Annotated in this window: 9 protein-coding genes; 4 read left to right on the top strand and 5 right to left on the bottom strand. The window is 71.1% G+C overall.

Annotated elements, in window-relative coordinates; genetic code table 11:
* Positions 1-525 precede the first annotated feature (525 nt).
* Both CLV43_RS06040 and CLV43_RS06035 read right to left on the bottom strand, forming a co-directional pair.
* Entirely contained in the window at positions 526-4158 is a 3633-nt protein-coding gene (locus CLV43_RS06040) for an FkbM family methyltransferase (protein WP_211304225.1), read from the bottom strand.
* Between the two features lie 59 nt (positions 4159-4217).
* Positions 4218-5561, bottom strand: a complete 1344-nt coding sequence (locus CLV43_RS06035) for a glutamine synthetase family protein (protein ID WP_106185862.1) — start codon at positions 5559-5561, stop codon at positions 4218-4220.
* Between the two features lie 57 nt (positions 5562-5618).
* Here CLV43_RS06035 and CLV43_RS06030 point away from each other — a divergent pair, with 57 nt between their 5' ends.
* The gene (locus tag CLV43_RS06030; RefSeq protein ID WP_106185861.1) at positions 5619-6278 is read left to right on the top strand and encodes an LppX_LprAFG lipoprotein; all 660 of its coding nucleotides are present in this window, start codon (positions 5619-5621) and stop codon (positions 6276-6278) included.
* Complete coding sequence (locus tag CLV43_RS06025; protein ID WP_106185860.1) at positions 6275-7795, top strand: MFS transporter; 1521 nt, start codon at positions 6275-6277, stop codon at positions 7793-7795. The genes CLV43_RS06030 and CLV43_RS06025 overlap by 4 nt, the downstream gene beginning before the upstream one ends.
* Here CLV43_RS06025 and CLV43_RS49115 read toward each other — a convergent pair.
* Positions 7755-7847, bottom strand: coding sequence for an alpha/beta hydrolase (locus CLV43_RS49115; RefSeq protein ID WP_245886152.1), 93 nt, complete (start codon positions 7845-7847; stop codon positions 7755-7757). The genes CLV43_RS06025 and CLV43_RS49115 overlap by 41 nt on opposite strands.
* 3 nt (positions 7848-7850) lie before the next feature.
* On the opposite strand from CLV43_RS49115, the gene CLV43_RS49110 reads away from it, so the two are divergent.
* Positions 7851-8201, top strand: a complete 351-nt coding sequence (locus CLV43_RS49110) for a DUF3800 domain-containing protein (protein WP_245886151.1) — start codon at positions 7851-7853, stop codon at positions 8199-8201.
* Between the two features lie 97 nt (positions 8202-8298).
* On the opposite strand, the gene CLV43_RS06015 is transcribed toward CLV43_RS49110, so the two are convergent.
* Complete coding sequence (locus tag CLV43_RS06015; protein WP_106186073.1) at positions 8299-9864, bottom strand: alpha/beta hydrolase; 1566 nt, start codon at positions 9862-9864, stop codon at positions 8299-8301.
* A 72-nt stretch (positions 9865-9936) separates the two neighbouring features.
* Here CLV43_RS06015 and CLV43_RS06010 point away from each other — a divergent pair, with 72 nt between their 5' ends.
* Positions 9937-11652 carry an NAD+ synthase gene (locus tag CLV43_RS06010; RefSeq protein ID WP_106185858.1) on the top strand — a complete coding sequence of 572 codons (1716 nt, stop codon included), beginning with the start codon at positions 9937-9939 and terminating at the stop codon, positions 11650-11652.
* 357 nt (positions 11653-12009) lie between these two features.
* On the opposite strand, the gene lysX is transcribed toward CLV43_RS06010, so the two are convergent.
* Positions 12010-15321, bottom strand: coding sequence for a bifunctional lysylphosphatidylglycerol synthetase/lysine--tRNA ligase LysX (gene lysX, locus CLV43_RS06005; RefSeq protein ID WP_106185857.1), 3312 nt, complete (start codon positions 15319-15321; stop codon positions 12010-12012).
* Positions 15322-15353 lie beyond the last annotated feature (32 nt).

The following is a 15353-nucleotide window of genomic DNA, read 5'->3' as shown; positions in this document are numbered from 1 at the left end:
TCCAGTTCAATCTCAAAGGAAACCCATTGACTGGGTTCATATAAGTTACTGGCTATTCGGCACGCTGTTGAGTTCTCAAAGAACACGCGCACACCGTTTCGAACCGCTCATTTCGAGTGATTCAAGCGAGGGCGCTTGTTTTGTTTCGGCATTTCGTTTGTGTCTGAAGCTTAGCAACTCCGTTTTCGCCTTGTCAAATCGGCCGGTTCGGGCCGTTTCGCTCAGCAGAAACTCGCTTCGCATTCAGTTTTCTATGTTCCAGACGCTATCCGAACCGCATTTCCCTTGTCAAATCGGCCTCTTGGAGGAAACCGGCCCAGCAAGGAACTGGAGTTCATTTAGTTCTGGGAAGTTCTATCCGATCCGCCACTTCCACGTCACATTGGCGCACAGCGCATATGGCTTGAAAGTTTTAGTTCGGGGGCGGCCACAGATGCTACTCGGTTCGGAACGCGGGGTCAACCCCCGCTCGACCCGGTGTGGCTCGTGCGACTTGGAGAAAGTTACGCATGGCGCGTGCAGAAGTCAAATCGGCTGGTCAGCGGCCTGCCGCACGGGTACGGCGACCTCCGGACCGGGCTTCTTCGCCTGCACGGGCCTCGGCCGCAACCACAACGTGATCGACCGGAGACCTTCCATCGCCGACACGATCTGCTCCGGGAGCGCGGGCTGCCTGGTCGCCACCGGCACCAGGTCGTACCCCCACATGCGGAACTCCTTGAGCACCGTCACCGGGTCGTCGCCGAATCCCGCGGTCGCCGACGCGGAGAACTCCAGGAACACGTGCGGCCGGTCCTTGCGCAGCAACCGCACGAGGCCGGCGAGAGCGCGATGCCCACGGCCGGGGGCGTCCACCCGCACCACGGACAGCTTCATGCCGTGGAGCTGCGGCATCTCCTCGAGCTCCTTGTCCAGCCGGACCGCTCGCACGCGGGTCACCTCGGCGGGCGCGTCCTCCTCCAGCGGCGCGACCGAGATGCCCCCGGTCAACGCGGGGTCGCCGCGCAGCTCGCCCGCGCTCTCCCACGCCGCGGCCTGCACGACGACGAGCCGCTCGCCGATGCGGTCCGGCAGGTTCACCTCGACGTTGTGCCGCAGCAGCTCCATCGCGGCCGACGACGGCTCGACCGCGACCACCGCGCCGCTGGTGCCGAGCCTGCCGAGCATCCGGATCGTCTGGTAGCCGATGTACGCGCCGACGTCGAGGAAGACGCCGTCCGGCTCGACCAGGGAGTCGACCAGCTCGGACAGCTCCGGCTCCCACACCCCGTTGCTCGACAGCAGCGGCAGCATGAACGCGTCGTCGGCGGGCAGCCGCAGCAGGCCCACGTCGGAGAGCACCAGGGAGCTGCGCACGTCGGGCTCGCTCTCGCTGTGCCGTTCGTGCTCGCGCACGACGACCCGGCGCAGCGCGTCCGCGGTCGACTGGGCCTGGCTGGCCGCGCGCACCCCGGCGTCGAGCCGGTGGTCGCGGTCGCGCAGCACCTCCACGACCTTCGACTCCAGCGTGTCGATCCGGTCCAGGGTGCGGTCGAGCGCGTGGGTGAGCTTGTCCAGCCGCTGGCCCAGCGCCTCGTTCTGCTTCGCGCGCTTGGTGGCCTCGCCGACCAGCGCGTCCTCGATCTCGCGCTGCCGCCGCGCCTGGGCCGCCATGTCGGCGCGGTTGCGCACGACGGCGTCGTCGGTCCCCACGAGCTGGTCGCCGAGGTGCGCCTGGCGCTCGGCCACGCGGTCGATCTCGGCGCGCACCATCTCCAGCTCGCCGATGCCGACCCCGGCGTCGATGTCGTCCTGCCTGCGGACGAGCTCGCTCGCGGTGCGCTCCACCCCGTCGACCAGGGTGGTCAGCACCTCGCGCATGTGGTTGTCGTAGTGGTCCAGCACGCGCAGCACGACCTTGCGCAGCGCGGGGGCCATCGGGATGCGGCTGGCGGAGCTGGTGTCCGGCTGCCGCAGCAGCGCGTGCTTGGCCGAGTGCAGCGCCCGCAGCGGGTCGACGACCTGCGCGGGGTTGGCCGCCGAGCGGCGCGCGCGCCAGCCCCGGTAAGCGTGTTCGACGCGTTCGCGCAGCTGGTCGGCCACGCGGGCGAGCGAGCGGGTGTGCAGGAGGTGCTCGCGCCCGGCCAGGCCGATCGCGACGGCGGTGGGCAGGTCGCCCGCGACGCTGCGGATCAGCTTGGCGGCCGCCTGGACGTCCGGTTCGACGCCGCCCTGGTGGCACGGGACGAACACGGCGGAGTCCTTGTCGAACAGCTCGGCGACGGCGCCGTGCTCGCTGAGCAGCACCGGGACGCCGCGCACCGCGAGCTCGGCCACGTGGCCGGCGATCCGGTCGCAGGCGCCGCCGCGGTGCAGCGAGACGAGGCAGTCGACGGTCTCCGGGACGGGCTCGTCCTCGACGAGCACGATCCGCGGGTCGGCGGCGGTGGCCAGGCGGAGCCGTTCGGCGGCCTCGGGGTGCTCGGCCGCGCCGGTCACCGAGATCAGCAGCCGCACGTCGGTGCGGTCGGGGAACGCGCCGAGGAACGCCGACACGGCGCCCAGCACGTTGCCCGCGCGGTCCTCGCCGTGGTCGGCGAGCGCGCCGAACACGACCTCGTCCCGTTCCTCCGGGACCTCGCGCGCGCCGGTGTCCACGACCGGGAGCGGCACCACCCGCACGGTGGGCCCGCCGATGCGCTCGGCGGCCGCCCTCGTGCTCTCCGAGGGCACCCACAGCTCGTGCGCGGTCGGCCGGTCCTGGTGGGCTCCGGCGTCGAGGCCGTAGTCGACGACGAACCGGTCGCCGGGGACGGGCTCGTCGCCGCCCGCGCGCAGCACCACGGGGTACCCGGCGGTGGTCGACGTCGGCAGTCCGGACGCGCGCGCCACGGTCTCCACCAGCCGTGCCACCGGGCCGTCGCCGAGCACGGACACGCCGAGCTGGTCGAGCAGCGCGGGCGCCACGGGTTGCGGTCCCGGCACGGCGGGCACGGGCATCCGCCCGCTGGCCACCCCGGCACCCGCGCACCACTCGCGGAACTCGGCGCTGTCGTCGCCGAACGGGTCGGGGAACTGGCCGCGCAGCGTTTCGTCAGCCCGCCACACCGCCGCCGACCAGCGCGTGCTGCCGGGCAGGTCGGGCACCGGCTCGCACGCCCACGCCAGGAACGCTGCCCCGCCGTCGGGGCCGAACGCGGGCGGCGGCGCCTTGCGGCGGGAGGCCTCGCGGTAGTCCACGCGCAGCTCGTCGGGCAGCACCGAGCCGTCGACGAGCGCGCCGAAGCCGTACTGCACCGGCTGCACCGTGTACCCGCGGGTGACCAGCTCGGCGCGGTAGGTCGTGCACAGGTCCGCGATCAGCGGGTGCTCGGACAGCAGCACGCGCGGCCGTTCGGCGAAGTCGGCCGACAGCAGCCACGGGCGCCTGGGGTCGAAGCCGGCGAAGTGCACCGTGCGCAGCGGGTTGCCGAGGATGGTCATCACGCCGTCCTCGCCGCGGGACAGCTCGCGGTGGTTGGCGTTCCACACCGACAGGCCGATGGTGGAGTCGCGCAGCACGTGGTGGTTGACCAGCGCGGGAGCCGTGTCGAGCACGGCCTTCGTCGCGTCCGGCGTGCGGCGCAGCTGGCCCGCGAGGTTGTGCAGGAACGGCTCGGCGCCGGGCGCGACCACCAGGAAGCCGGGGTCGAACACGCCGGTCTCGAGCAGCTCGGCCGGGTCGGGGCGCAGGCCGTCGTCGGGCAGCGGCCGCAGCGCGCGCGGCACCAGCACCAGCGGTCCGCGCTTGACCGCGGCCAGCACGACGTCGCTGACCGAGTCGAGCACCTGGACCCACGGGTCGAGGTAGAGCACCGGCAGCTTGGACGCGAGCAGCGTCTCCAGCAGCCGGGGCCGCAGCACCGCGCACAGCTGCGCGGCCGTGCACGCGGTCGCCAGCTCGGCCAGCTCCGCGGCCTCCACGCCCAGGTCGGACGGCGTGATCAGGCCCGGCCCGGTGCTGGTGGCCGGGGCGTCCACCACGAGCGCGATGAACTTCGCGTCCGGGTGCTTGGCCAGGAAGGAGTTCGAGAGCACCTTCACGGCGGGCAGCTCGGCGGCGGTGGCCACCGTGCACGCCAGGAGGACGGTCTCGGGTTCCGGCTCGATCAGGACACCTGTGGACGGCACTTCTGTCACGGTGTGCAAACCTAGCTTTTCCGGACGCGCGCTGTGGACCACCCACACGGGTTTTTCGCTCACAAGACCGGCAACAGGGAGCGGAGCTCGTAGGGCGTCACGCTGCGTCGGTAGGCGTCCCACTCGGTGCGCTTGTTCCGCAGGAAGAAGTCGTAGACGTGCTCGCCGAGCGCCTCGGGGAGCAGCTCCGAGCTCTCCATCTCGGCCAGCGCCTCGCCCAGGTTCTGCGGCAGGTTCGCGTACCCGGCGGCCCGGCGCTCGCGGTCGGTGAGCGACCACACGTCGTCCTCGGCGGGCGGCGGCAGCTCGTAGCCCTCCTGGATGCCCTTCAGGCCCGCGGCCAGGATCACCGAGTACGCCAGGTACGGGTTGCACGCCGAGTCGAGCGACCGGATCTCCACCCGGCGCGAGGCCGACTTGCCGGGCGAGTACATCGGCACCCGCACCAGCGCGGAGCGGTTCGCGTGGCCCCAGCAGACCGCAGTGGGGGCCTCACCGCCGACGATCAGCCGCTTGTAGGAGTTCACCCACTGGTTCGTCACGCCGGAGATCTCGCGGGCGTGCTTGAGCAGGCCCGCGACGAACGCCTTGCCGGTGTCCGACAGCTGGTAGGGGTCCTCGGCGTCGTAGAACGCGTTGCGGTCGCCCTCGAACAGGCTGACGTGCGTGTGCATCCCCGAGCCGGGCTGGTTCGTGAACGGCTTGGGCATGAACGAGGCGCGCACCCCCTGGGTGATCGCGACCTCCTTCACCAGGTAGCGGAACGTCATCACGTTGTCCGCCATGGTCAGCGCGTCCGCGTACCGCAGGTCGATCTCCTGCTGGCCGGGCGCGCCCTCGTGGTGGCTGAACTCGACCGAGATGCCCATGGCCTCCAGCGCCTCGATGGCGTGGCGGCGGAAGTGCGTCGCGGTCTCGTGGCTGGTCTGGTCGAAGAAGCCGCCGTTGTCCGCGGGCTCGGGCTCGCTGCCGTCGGCCGGGAGGTTCTTCAGCAGGAAGAACTCGATCTCCGGGTGGACGTAGCAGGTGAAGCCCATCTCGCTGGCCTTCGACAGGGTGCGCCGCAGCACGTGCCTCGGGTCGGCCCACGACGGCTTGCCGTCGGGCATCGTGATGTCGCAGAACATCCGCGCCGAGTAGTTGGTGCCCTCCGGCGTCTGCCACGGCAGCACCTGGAACGTGCTCGGGTCGGGCTTGGCCACCATGTCCGACTCGAAGACCCGCGCGAAGCCCTCGATCGCGGAGCCGTCGAACCCGATGCCCTCGCTGAAGGCCCCCTCGAGCTCGGCGGGGGCCACTGCCACGGACTTCAGGAAGCCGAGGACGTCGGTGAACCAGAGCCGGACGAACCGGATGTCGCGTTCCTCGAGGGTGCGGAGCACGAACTCCTGCTGGCGGTCCATGTGCGCAGCCTATGTAAGGGCCGTTAAGGCCGCGTGTCGGGGCACTACGATCCCCCCATGTCCGCACGTCGTGCCCTGGTTGGGCCCCTGGTCGCACTCGTCACGCTGGTCTCCGCGTGCACGTCGACACCGTCACCGGCCTCGTTGCCGGACGCCAAGGAGGTGCTCACCAGGTCCGCCGACGCGATGGCCGGGGTGAAGAGCACCCACTTCGCCATCAAGGTCGACGGCGAGCTCCCCCAGCTCGGTGTCCAGGGCGCCGACGGCGACCTCAACGCCGCGGGCGACGCGAAGGGCAAGGCGAAGACGAACCAGTTCGGGCAGCTGCTCGAGGTCGACTTCGTGCTGGCCAAGGGCGACCTGTACATCAAGGGCCCGACCGGCGGGTTCCAGAAGCTGCCCGCCGTGCTGAAGGGCCAGGTGTACGACCCCACCGCGATCCTGAACCCCGACCGCGGCGTGTCGAAGGTGCTGCGCAGCGTGCGCGACCCGAAGACCGAGAGCTCCGAGGGCGGCACGACCGTCGTGAGCGGGACCGTCCCCAAGGACGTCGCGGCCTCGCTGGTGCCCGGCATCGCCACCGACGTGGCCTCGCGGTTCACCATGGACAAGGACAGCCTCCGGCTCAAGACCGCCCGGTTCGAGCTGACCGGCGGCTCCGTCGAGGTCACCCTGTCCGAGCTGGACAAGGCCGTCGAAGTCACCCCGCCGGCGTGAGCGGTCGACGCCTGGCGATCGGCGCGGGCGCCGTCGCCGTACTGCTCGGCGCGCTGGACGCCTACGTCGTCGTCGGTGTGCTGATCGACATGGTCCGCGACCTCGGCATCCCGGTGAACCACCTGGAGCAGGCCACGCCCGTGGTCACCGGGTACCTGCTCGGGTACGTCGCCGGGATGCCGCTGCTCGGGCAGCTGTCCGACCGGTTCGGGCGCCGGGTCGTGCTGCACCTGTGCCTGGCCGGGTTCGCCCTCGGCTCCGTCGTGACGGCGTTGGCCGACGACCTGCCGCTGCTGGTCGCGGGCCGGGTGGTCCAGGGCCTGGCCGGTGGAGCGCTGCTGCCGGTCACGATGGCCCTGGTGGCCGACCTGTGGTCGTCGTCGCGGCGGTCCTCGGCGTTGGGGGTCGTCGGGGCGGCGCAGGAGCTGGGGTCCGTGCTCGGGACGCTCTACGGCGTCGGGCTGGCGTCGCTGTTCAACGCGTGGACGTTCTTCGAGTCGCTGGAGCCGCAGAGCTGGCGGTGGGTGTTCTGGGTCAACGTCCCGCTGGCGCTCATCGCGATGGCCGTCGTTCAGCTCTCCGTCCCCGCCGGTCGGCGCACGTCCGTGCGGATCGACGTGGTCGGCGGCGGGCTGCTGGCGCTGGCGCTCGGACTGCTGGTCGTGGGCCTGTACAACCCCGACCCCGAGCACTCGGTGCTGCCGTCGTGGGGGCTGCCCGCGATCGGCGGCGGCGTGGTCGTGTTCGCGGCGTTCCTGTGGTGGGAGCGGCGCGCGTCCGTCCGGCTGCTGGACCCCGCGGGCGTGCGGATGGGCCCGTTCCTGGCGTGCCTCGGGGTGAGCCTGTTCGCCGGGGCGGCGCTGATGGTGACGCTGGTGGACGTGGAGCTGTTCGCGCAGACCCTGCTCGGCCGCGACTCCGCCTCGGCCGCGTCCCTGCTCGCCCGCTTCCTGGTCGCGCTGCCCGTGGGCGCGGTGCTGGGCGGCTTCCTGGCCTCGCGGCTGGGTGACCGCTGGGTGTCGTTCGGCGGCCTCGTCGTGGCGGCCGTCGGGTACGTGCTGATCGCCCAGTGGCCCGCCTCCGTGTCCGCTCCCGTGCTCACCCGCGACCTGGCCGTGGCCGGGCTCGGGCTGGGCGTCGTGATCGCACCGGTGTCCGCCGCGGTGCTCCGCGTGGTGCCGTCGTCGCAGCACGGGGTGGCGTCGGCCGCGGTGGTCGTGGCGCGGATGACCGGGATGCTCGTGGGGGTCGCCGCGCTCACGGCCTGGGGGCTGCACCGGTTCCGCGAGCTCACGGCCACCCTGGACACACCGCTGCCGTTCGGCGTGCCGCCGGAGGAGTACAAGGGGCAGTTGGAGGCGTACCAGCGGGGGCTCACCGACGCGCTGCTGACGGAGTACCACGAGATCTTCCTGATCACCGCGGTGCTGTGCGCGGTGGGGGCGGGCCTGTCGTTGTTGATGCCGCGACGTGCCACTACGAGCACGTCGTCCCCGTCGGGGGCAGTTTCAGGTTGATCAGGTAGTCGTCGCCCGCGCTGTCGACGCACTTGTTGCCCTGGAGGAACACCGTGTGCTGGTTGCCCTGGAAAGCGTCGACGAGTACGCGGAACGCTCGGGCGAGTACGCGTTGGTGATCGCCGACGAACCCGGTCAACACGACCACCAGGACCAGTACCGAGCGGATCTGACGAGGTACCGCCAGCAGGGAACTTGGAGCCACCGGGGGCGTGTCATCAAAGGGATCGTCGACACCCTGCACTTCGCCCCGTCCAAGGCCGGCCGACTGGTGCAGGCGGTCGACCTGATCGCCTTCGTGCACCACCGCATCCACAGCACCACGGTGACTGCGGACAATCGAGTGGTGCCGGTCGACAACGCGCTGTGGCGTCGGATCGAGCACCAGTACTGCTGGAAACCCTAGATGCACGAAGGCCCCGCACGGGGCGGGGCCCAAGGCGGGACGGGAGTTTCCTCCTGCGCCGTCAAACTAGCAGCTCAACCGCGCCACGATCGGGTGGTCACGAGCACGTCGTCCCCGTCGGGGGCAGTTTCAGGTTGATCAGGTAGTCGTCGCCCGCGCTGTCGACGCACTTGTTGCCCTGGAGGAACACCGTGTGCTGGTTGCCCTGGAACGTGACCAGTCCGCCGCCGAGTGCCTTCGCGAGGTTCACGCCGGCCTCGTAGGGGGTGGCGGGGTCGCCGGTGGTGGAGACCACGAGGATCGGGGGGAGGCCGTCGGCTTTCGGGACGTGCGGGGTGGCGGTGGGTGGGACGGGCCAGAAGGCGCAGGCGTCGAGGGCGGCGGCGGGTGGGTTGCCGTCGTCGAGGAAGGGGGCGGCTTCCTTGTACTTGCGGGCGGTGTCGGCGAGCACGGCGCGGTCGGTCTGGCGGGGGTCGTCAACGCACTTGATCGCGGTGAACGCGTCCGTGATGGAGGAGTAGACGCCCTGGTCGTCGCGGTCGTAGTAGGCGTCCGCGAGGAGCAGCAGGGTGCTGCCGCGGTTGTTCTTCAGCTCGGTGAGGGCGGCGTTCAACGCGGTCCAGTACTCCTGCGAGTACATGGCCTGGATGGCTCCGGTGATGGCGTCGGTGTAGGACAGCTTGCGGCCGGAGACGTCGACGGGGCGCTGGATGAGCGGCAGCGTGAGGTCGCGGAACGCGGTGTTGGCCTTGGCGGGGTCGGTGCCGAGGGCGCAGTCCTTGCGGGCGGCGCACCAGGTCGAGAACGCGGTGAACGCCTTCTGGAAACCGGCGCCCTGGGCGACCAGCGAGTCCGCGTCGCTCTGGGTGGGGTCGACGGCGCCGTCGAGGACGAGGGCGCGGACGTTGCCGGGGAACGCCTCGGCGTACTCCGAGCCGATGCGGGTGCCGTAGGAGTAGCCGATGAAGCTCAGCTTCGCGTCGCCGAGCGCCGAGCGCATGACGTCCATGTCCTTCACGACGTCGCGGGTGCCGACGTGCTCCAGGAAGTCCGCGCCGTTGCGCTGGGCGCACTTGTCGGCGTAGTCCTTGTTCTCCGCCTCGGTCTGCGCGATGCCCGCGGCCGAGGTGTCCACGTCCAGGTCGAGCCGGTCGGCGTCGCGCTCGGCGTCGGTGAGGCAGCGGACGCTGGGCTCGCTGGCGCCGACGCCGCGCGGGTCGAAGCCGACCAGGTCGAAGCGGTCGCCCAGGTCGCCGAGGTTCTTCGTCAACGACGCCGCGGCCGCCATGCCGGAGCCGCCGGGACCGCCGGGGTTGACCAGGAGCGAGCCGACGCGCTGGTCGGGCTTGGCCGCGCGCTGCCGGAGCAGGCCGATCTTGATGGTGCGGTCGGTCGGCTTCGCGTAGTCCAGCGGCACCTCGACGCGGGCGCACTCGATGTTCGCCTTGTTCTTGAACTCGGCCTTGGTCGTGCCGGTCGTGGCGTAGGGCGCGCAGTCCTCCCAGCCGAGCTGCTGGCCGTAGAACCTCTCCAGACCCGCGGGGACGACACCGGCCGGGCCGCGCTGTTCGAGGGCGGTTCCGGGGGTGGCTCTGCCCGGCACCGCGGTCGAGCAGGCGGCCAGGACCGGGAGGGCGAGGAACAGCAGCAGGTGGCGTCGCACCACCCGATCGTAGGTGTGACGCGTCGGCCACAACGCGCACCAAGGTGTGACGGCGTGGGAGAGGATGTGCGCATGCCGCAGCTGCGCCTCGCCCTCGCCCAGGTCAACGCCACCGTCGGCGACCTCGCGGGCAACGCCGACCTCGTCGTCGCGTGGACCCGCAAGGCCGCCGAGTCCGGAGCCCACCTCGTGGTCTTCCCCGAGATGGTGCTCACCGGCTACCCGGTGGAGGACCTCGCGCTGCGCGAGTCGTTCGCCATCGCCTCCAAGCAGGCGCTCGACGCGCTCGCGGTCCGGCTCGACGAGGCCGGGCTCGGCGGGGTGGCGGCGTTCGTCGGCTACCTCGACCGCGACGAGCACGGCAAGCGCAACGCGGCCGCGGTGCTGCACGGCGGCGAGGTCGTCGCCTCGCAGGACAAGCACCACCTGCCCAACTACGGCGTGTTCGACGAGCGCCGCTACTTCACCCCCGGCGACCGCCTGGAGATCGTCCGCCTGCACGGGCTGGAGATCGGGCTGGTCATCTGCGAGGACCTCTGGCAGGACGGCGGCCCCATCGCCGCGCTCGGCCAGGCGGGCGTCGACCTCGTCGTCTCCCCCAACGCCTCCCCGTACGAGCGCAACAAGGACGACCTGCGCCTCCCGCTGGTCGCCCGCCGCGCAGCCGAGGCGGGCGCGCCGCTGGCGTACGTGAACCTCGTCGGCGGGCAGGACGAGCTGGTGTTCGACGGCGACACGATGGTCGTCGCCGCGGACGGCACGCTGATCACCCGCGCCCAGCAGTTCACCGAGCACCTGACCGTGCTCGACCTCGACCTCCCCGGCGGCGCGGCGCGCACCGACGGCCTCGTCGGCGGTTTCACCGTGACCCGCCGCACCCTGTCCGACGAGCCCGTGCCCGGCTACGAGCCGCTGCCCGTGCCGAAGACCGCCGAGCCGCTGTCCAACGAGGCCGAGGTCTGGCACGCCCTCGTCACCGGCCTGCGCGACTACGTGCTGAAGAACGGCTTCCGTTCCGTCGTGCTCGGCCTGTCCGGCGGCATCGACTCCGCCGTGGTCGCCGCGCTGGCCGTCGACGCCCTCGGCCCCGACGCCGTCCACGCCGTCTCCATGCCGTCGGTCTACTCCTCCGACCACTCCAGGTCCGACGCCTTCGAGATGGCCCGGCGCACCGGTCTGCGGTACACCGAGCAGCCGATCGCCGACATGGTCAAGGTGTTCGTCGACCAACTCGGCCTGACCGGCCTGTCCGAGGAGAACGTCCAGGCCCGCTGCCGCGGCGTCACCCTCATGGGCCTGTCCAACCAGCACGGCCACCTGGTGCTCGCGACCGGCAACAAGACCGAGCTGGCGGTGGGCTACTCCACCATCTACGGCGACGCGGTCGGCGGCTTCGCCCCCATCAAGGACGTCCTGAAGACCCTCGTCTGGGACCTCGCCCGCTGGCGCAACGACGAGGCCGAGAAACTCGGCGAACACCCACCCATCCCCGAGAACTCCATCACCAAGCCCCCCTCGGCCGAACTCCGACCAGGCCAGGTCGACAGCGACTCCCTCCCCGACTACGAACTCCTCGACTCCGTCCTGGACGAGTACGTCGACGGCGACAAGGGCTACCACGACCTCCTCGCGGCCGGCTTCGACCACGACCTCATCGACCGCGTACTGCGCATGGTCGACAAGGCCGAGTACAAGCGCCGCCAGTACCCACCGGGCACCAAGATCAGCGAAAAGGCCTTCGGCCGCGACCGCCGCCTACCGGTCACGAACGGCTGGCGCGAGGGCTAAAGACAAACACGCAACACGCTCCGTACGCCCAGCCCTGCCCTGCCGCAAACAAGCGCCGCCCGCCCAACCACGCTAAGAGCAAACGGCGCGCACCCATCGACGCTGGAAGCGAGCACGCTCGTCCGCCAGCGGCCGGCTTGACTTGGGGTTTTTGGGCTTAAAATTGGTCGGCGGGCAGGCTCTACCACCTGCCCTTTTTCGCCCGACGAAGCCCAAAAAAGGGGCCCCAAGTCAAGCCGGCCGCACCGCCCACGGCCGCAGCGATACCCGGTGTCGAGGGACCAGCCAATCGGACCCGGCGGAAGCACCCACGCCGACCGACCCCACAACCGACCCCAGCCGACCGACCACAACCCCCTACTGCGGCCGCACGAACGGAAACAGCACGCTCTGCCGAATCGTCGTCCCCGTCAACATCATCAACACCCGGTCCACCCCCATCCCCAGCCCCCCGGTCGGCGGCATCCCGTGCTCCAACGCCCTCAAGAAGTCCTCATCCAGCTCCATGGCCTCCACATCCCCGCTGGCCGCCTTCAACGACTGCGCTTCCAACCTCCGCCGCTGCTCCAGCGGATCGGTCAGCTCGGAGTACGCCGTCCCGATCTCCGCCCCGAACGCCACCAGGTCCCACCGTTCGGCCAGTCGGGGGTCGTCGCGGTGTTGGCGGGTCAGCGGGGACACCGAGGTGGGGAAGTCGGTGTAGAAGGTGGGTTCCACGGTGACGGCTTCGACGAGCTTGTCGTAGGCCTCCTGGACGAGGGTGCCGTGGTCGGCTTCCTCGGCCACCGCGATGCCGCGCGCCACCAGCAGTGACCGGAGGTGGTCGACGGGCGTGCCGGGGGTGATGTCCTCGCCCAGCGCCTCGGAGACGGCGGTGTGGACGGGGATGATCGGCCAGTCGCCGGAGATGTCGAACTCGGTGCCGTCGGGGCGCAGGGCGATCTGCTTGCCGTGCGCGGCGAACGCGCAGTGCTGCACCAGTTCCCGCACGAGGTGCAGCATGGTGGTGTAGTCGGCGTAGGCCTGGTAGGCCTCCAGCATCGTGAACTCGGGGTTGTGGGTGGCGTCGGCGCCCTCGTTGCGGAAGTTGCGGTTCAGCTCGAACACCCGGTCCACGCCCGCGACGCACAGCCGCTTGAGGTACAGCTCGGGCGCGATGCGCAGGTACATCCGCATGTCGTAGGCGTTGATGTGGGTGACGAACGGCCGGGCGTTGGCGCCGCCGTGGACGGCCTGGAGCATCGGGGTCTCGACCTCCAGGTAGGTGCGCTCGTGCAGGAACTCGCGGATGCCGCGCACGACGGCGCTGCGCACCCGCAGCAGCTGCGCGGAGTCCTGGTTGACCATCAGGTCGAGGTAGCGCTGGCGGACCCTGGTCTCCGGGTCGGCGAGGCCCTTCCGCTTGTCCGGCAACGGGTGCAGGCACTTCGCGGTGATCGTCCACTCGTCCACGAGCACGGACAGCTCACCGCGTCGGGACGTGATCACCTCGCCGTGCACGCCGACGTGGTCACCCAGGTCCACAGTGGACTTCCAGGAGCGGAGCTCCTTGTCCCCCAACCGGTCCAGCGACAGCATGACCTGGAGCTCGCCGCTGAAGTCGCGCAGCCGGGCGAAGCACAGGCCGCCGACCTCGCGGGCGGCGACCACCCGGCCGGTCACGGTCACCGACGTCCCGGTGCGCGTGTCCGGCGCGAGCTCGCCGAACCGGTCGCGCACACCGGAGAGCTGGCCGTCGCGGGCGAAGCCGACCGGGTAGGGGTCGACGCCCTCGGCGCGCAGCCGGTCGACCTTGGCGATGCGCACCCGCACCTGCTCGGGCCTGCGGCTGGGCTTGAGCACGACCTGGGCTGCGCTCGCCTCGATCTCGGCGACGTAGGTGGCGAACCGGACGGCCTCCGGGTCGTTGAGGTCGTCGAGCAGCGCCCGGTCGGAGCCGCGTTTGAGCAGGGACCGCAGGCTGGGCACGAAACCCTCGGCGATGCCCGCCGCGACGCTGACCCTGGTGAGCTGCCTCGCCTTGGAGTAGCAGAGGAAGCGCGGCAGCCAGTCCGGGCCGTACTTGGCGTTGGAGCGGTAGAGCGACTCCAGCTGGAAGAACCGCGAGGCGACGCCGAGGATCCGCCGCCACGCCTTGAGGACCGGCCCGGCGCCGATCTTCTCGCCCTCCTCGAACACCGCGCGGAACATCGCGAAGTTCAACGAGATCCGCTGCACGCCGAGGCGTCCGCTGGCCTCGACCAGCTGCGCCACCATGTACTCGTTGAGCCCGTTCTCGGCCTCGCGGTCGCGTCGCATCAGGTCGAGCGACACCCCGCGCCGCCCCCACGGCACGAACGACAGCAGCCCGCGCAGCGCACCGGCCGCGTCGTAGGCCTCGACCATCACGCACCGGCCGTCGGCCGGGTCGCCCAGCCTGCCCAGCGCCATCGAGAACCCGCGCTCGGTCTCCGCGCCGCGCCACCGCTCGGCCAGCGCCAGGATCGAGCCCATCTCGAGCGCCGGGATCTCCGAGTGCCGCCGCACCCTGGCCGTGTACCCGGCGCGCTCGATCCGGCTCACCGCCTGCCGCACGGCCCGCCGCTCCGGACCGGCCAGGGTGAACTCGCGGACGTCGAGGATGGCCTCGTCGCCGATCTCCAGCGCCTTGAGCCCGGCCTCGGTGTACACCCGCGCGCCGCGTTCGCTGGCGCCGAGCACGCCGGGGTGCCAGCCGAACTCGCGGGCCTCGGTCAGCCACGCCGCCACGGCCTGCGGCCACGCCTCCTCGTCGCCGATCGGGTCGCCGCTGGCCAGGGTCGTGCCGCCGAGCACGCGGTAGGTCAGCGCGGCGCGGCCGTTCGGGGCGAACACCACGCTCTTGTCGCGGCGGGTCGCGAAGTAGCCCAGCGAGTCCGGTTCCCCGTGCGCCGCGAGCAGCCTGCGGACGCCCAGCTCCTCGGTGTCGTTGATCAGCCTGCTCGTGCGCTCCCCGCGGAAGAACACGTACATGGCGTGGATCGCGACCAGCGTGCCGCCGACGCCGAGCACGACGCTCAGCCACTGCGGGCCCTCGCCGACGTCGAGCCTGCGCAGCGGCAGCACCTCGCCGGTGACCTGGTTCGCCGCCCAGATGAACTTCTCGCCGGTGTCGACCAGGCTGCCGGGGAAGATCTCGGTCAGCCCCCAGCCGAGCACGCACAGGACCGCCATGCCGATGATGAACGTGCCGATCGCGCGCAGCCACGCGCCGGGCACCAGCCGGGCCGGGAACGCGGGCCGCGCGAGCCACAGCAGCGCGATGATCACCACCGAGGCGGCGACCCCGCCGCCGAAGAACACCCCCACCTCCGACCAGGTCACCCCCTCGTCGTCGAGCGCGCCGGGCACGAAGGCGAACAGGGCGAGTACGAAGGACACCAGCACCAGGCCCAGCGCCTCGAACACCAGGAGCGTCCAGAGGGCGGCGCGCTTGCGCCTGCGCAACGCCGCGCCGAGCACGACGAAGACCAGGACGATGAACAGGTTGGCGTCCACCGGGAGGCCGAGCCAGTACCCCGCGGTGCGGATGACGTCGGCGACCGCGCTGTCGTCGGGGATGACCAGCAGGACGAGGGAGCCCAATGCTGCGAGTTGGACGACGGTGGCGACCGTTCCGGCGATGCGCCACTTCCACTTCGGCACGGGCACAACTTCTCCACAGGTTCGCAGGGCACTCTGAC

The sequence above is a fragment of the Umezawaea tangerina genome (assembly GCF_003002815.1).
Taxonomy (GTDB): domain Bacteria; phylum Actinomycetota; class Actinomycetes; order Mycobacteriales; family Pseudonocardiaceae; genus Umezawaea; species Umezawaea tangerina.
The sequence above is the reverse complement of the archived record's forward strand: the minus strand, read 5'-3'. Positions and strand labels throughout refer to the sequence as shown.

Bases quoted from the DNA above. Each gene is read 5' to 3' on its own strand.
- CLV43_RS06030 (WP_106185861.1), top strand. From the start codon at position 5,619: ATGTCCGCACGTCGTGCCCTGGTTGGGCCCCTGGTCGCACTCGTCACG.
- CLV43_RS06035 (WP_106185862.1), bottom strand. From the start codon at position 5,561: ATGGACCGCCAGCAGGAGTTCGTGCTCCGCACCCTCGAGGAACGCGAC.
- CLV43_RS06010 (WP_106185858.1), top strand. From the start codon at position 9,937: ATGCCGCAGCTGCGCCTCGCCCTCGCCCAGGTCAACGCCACCGTCGGC.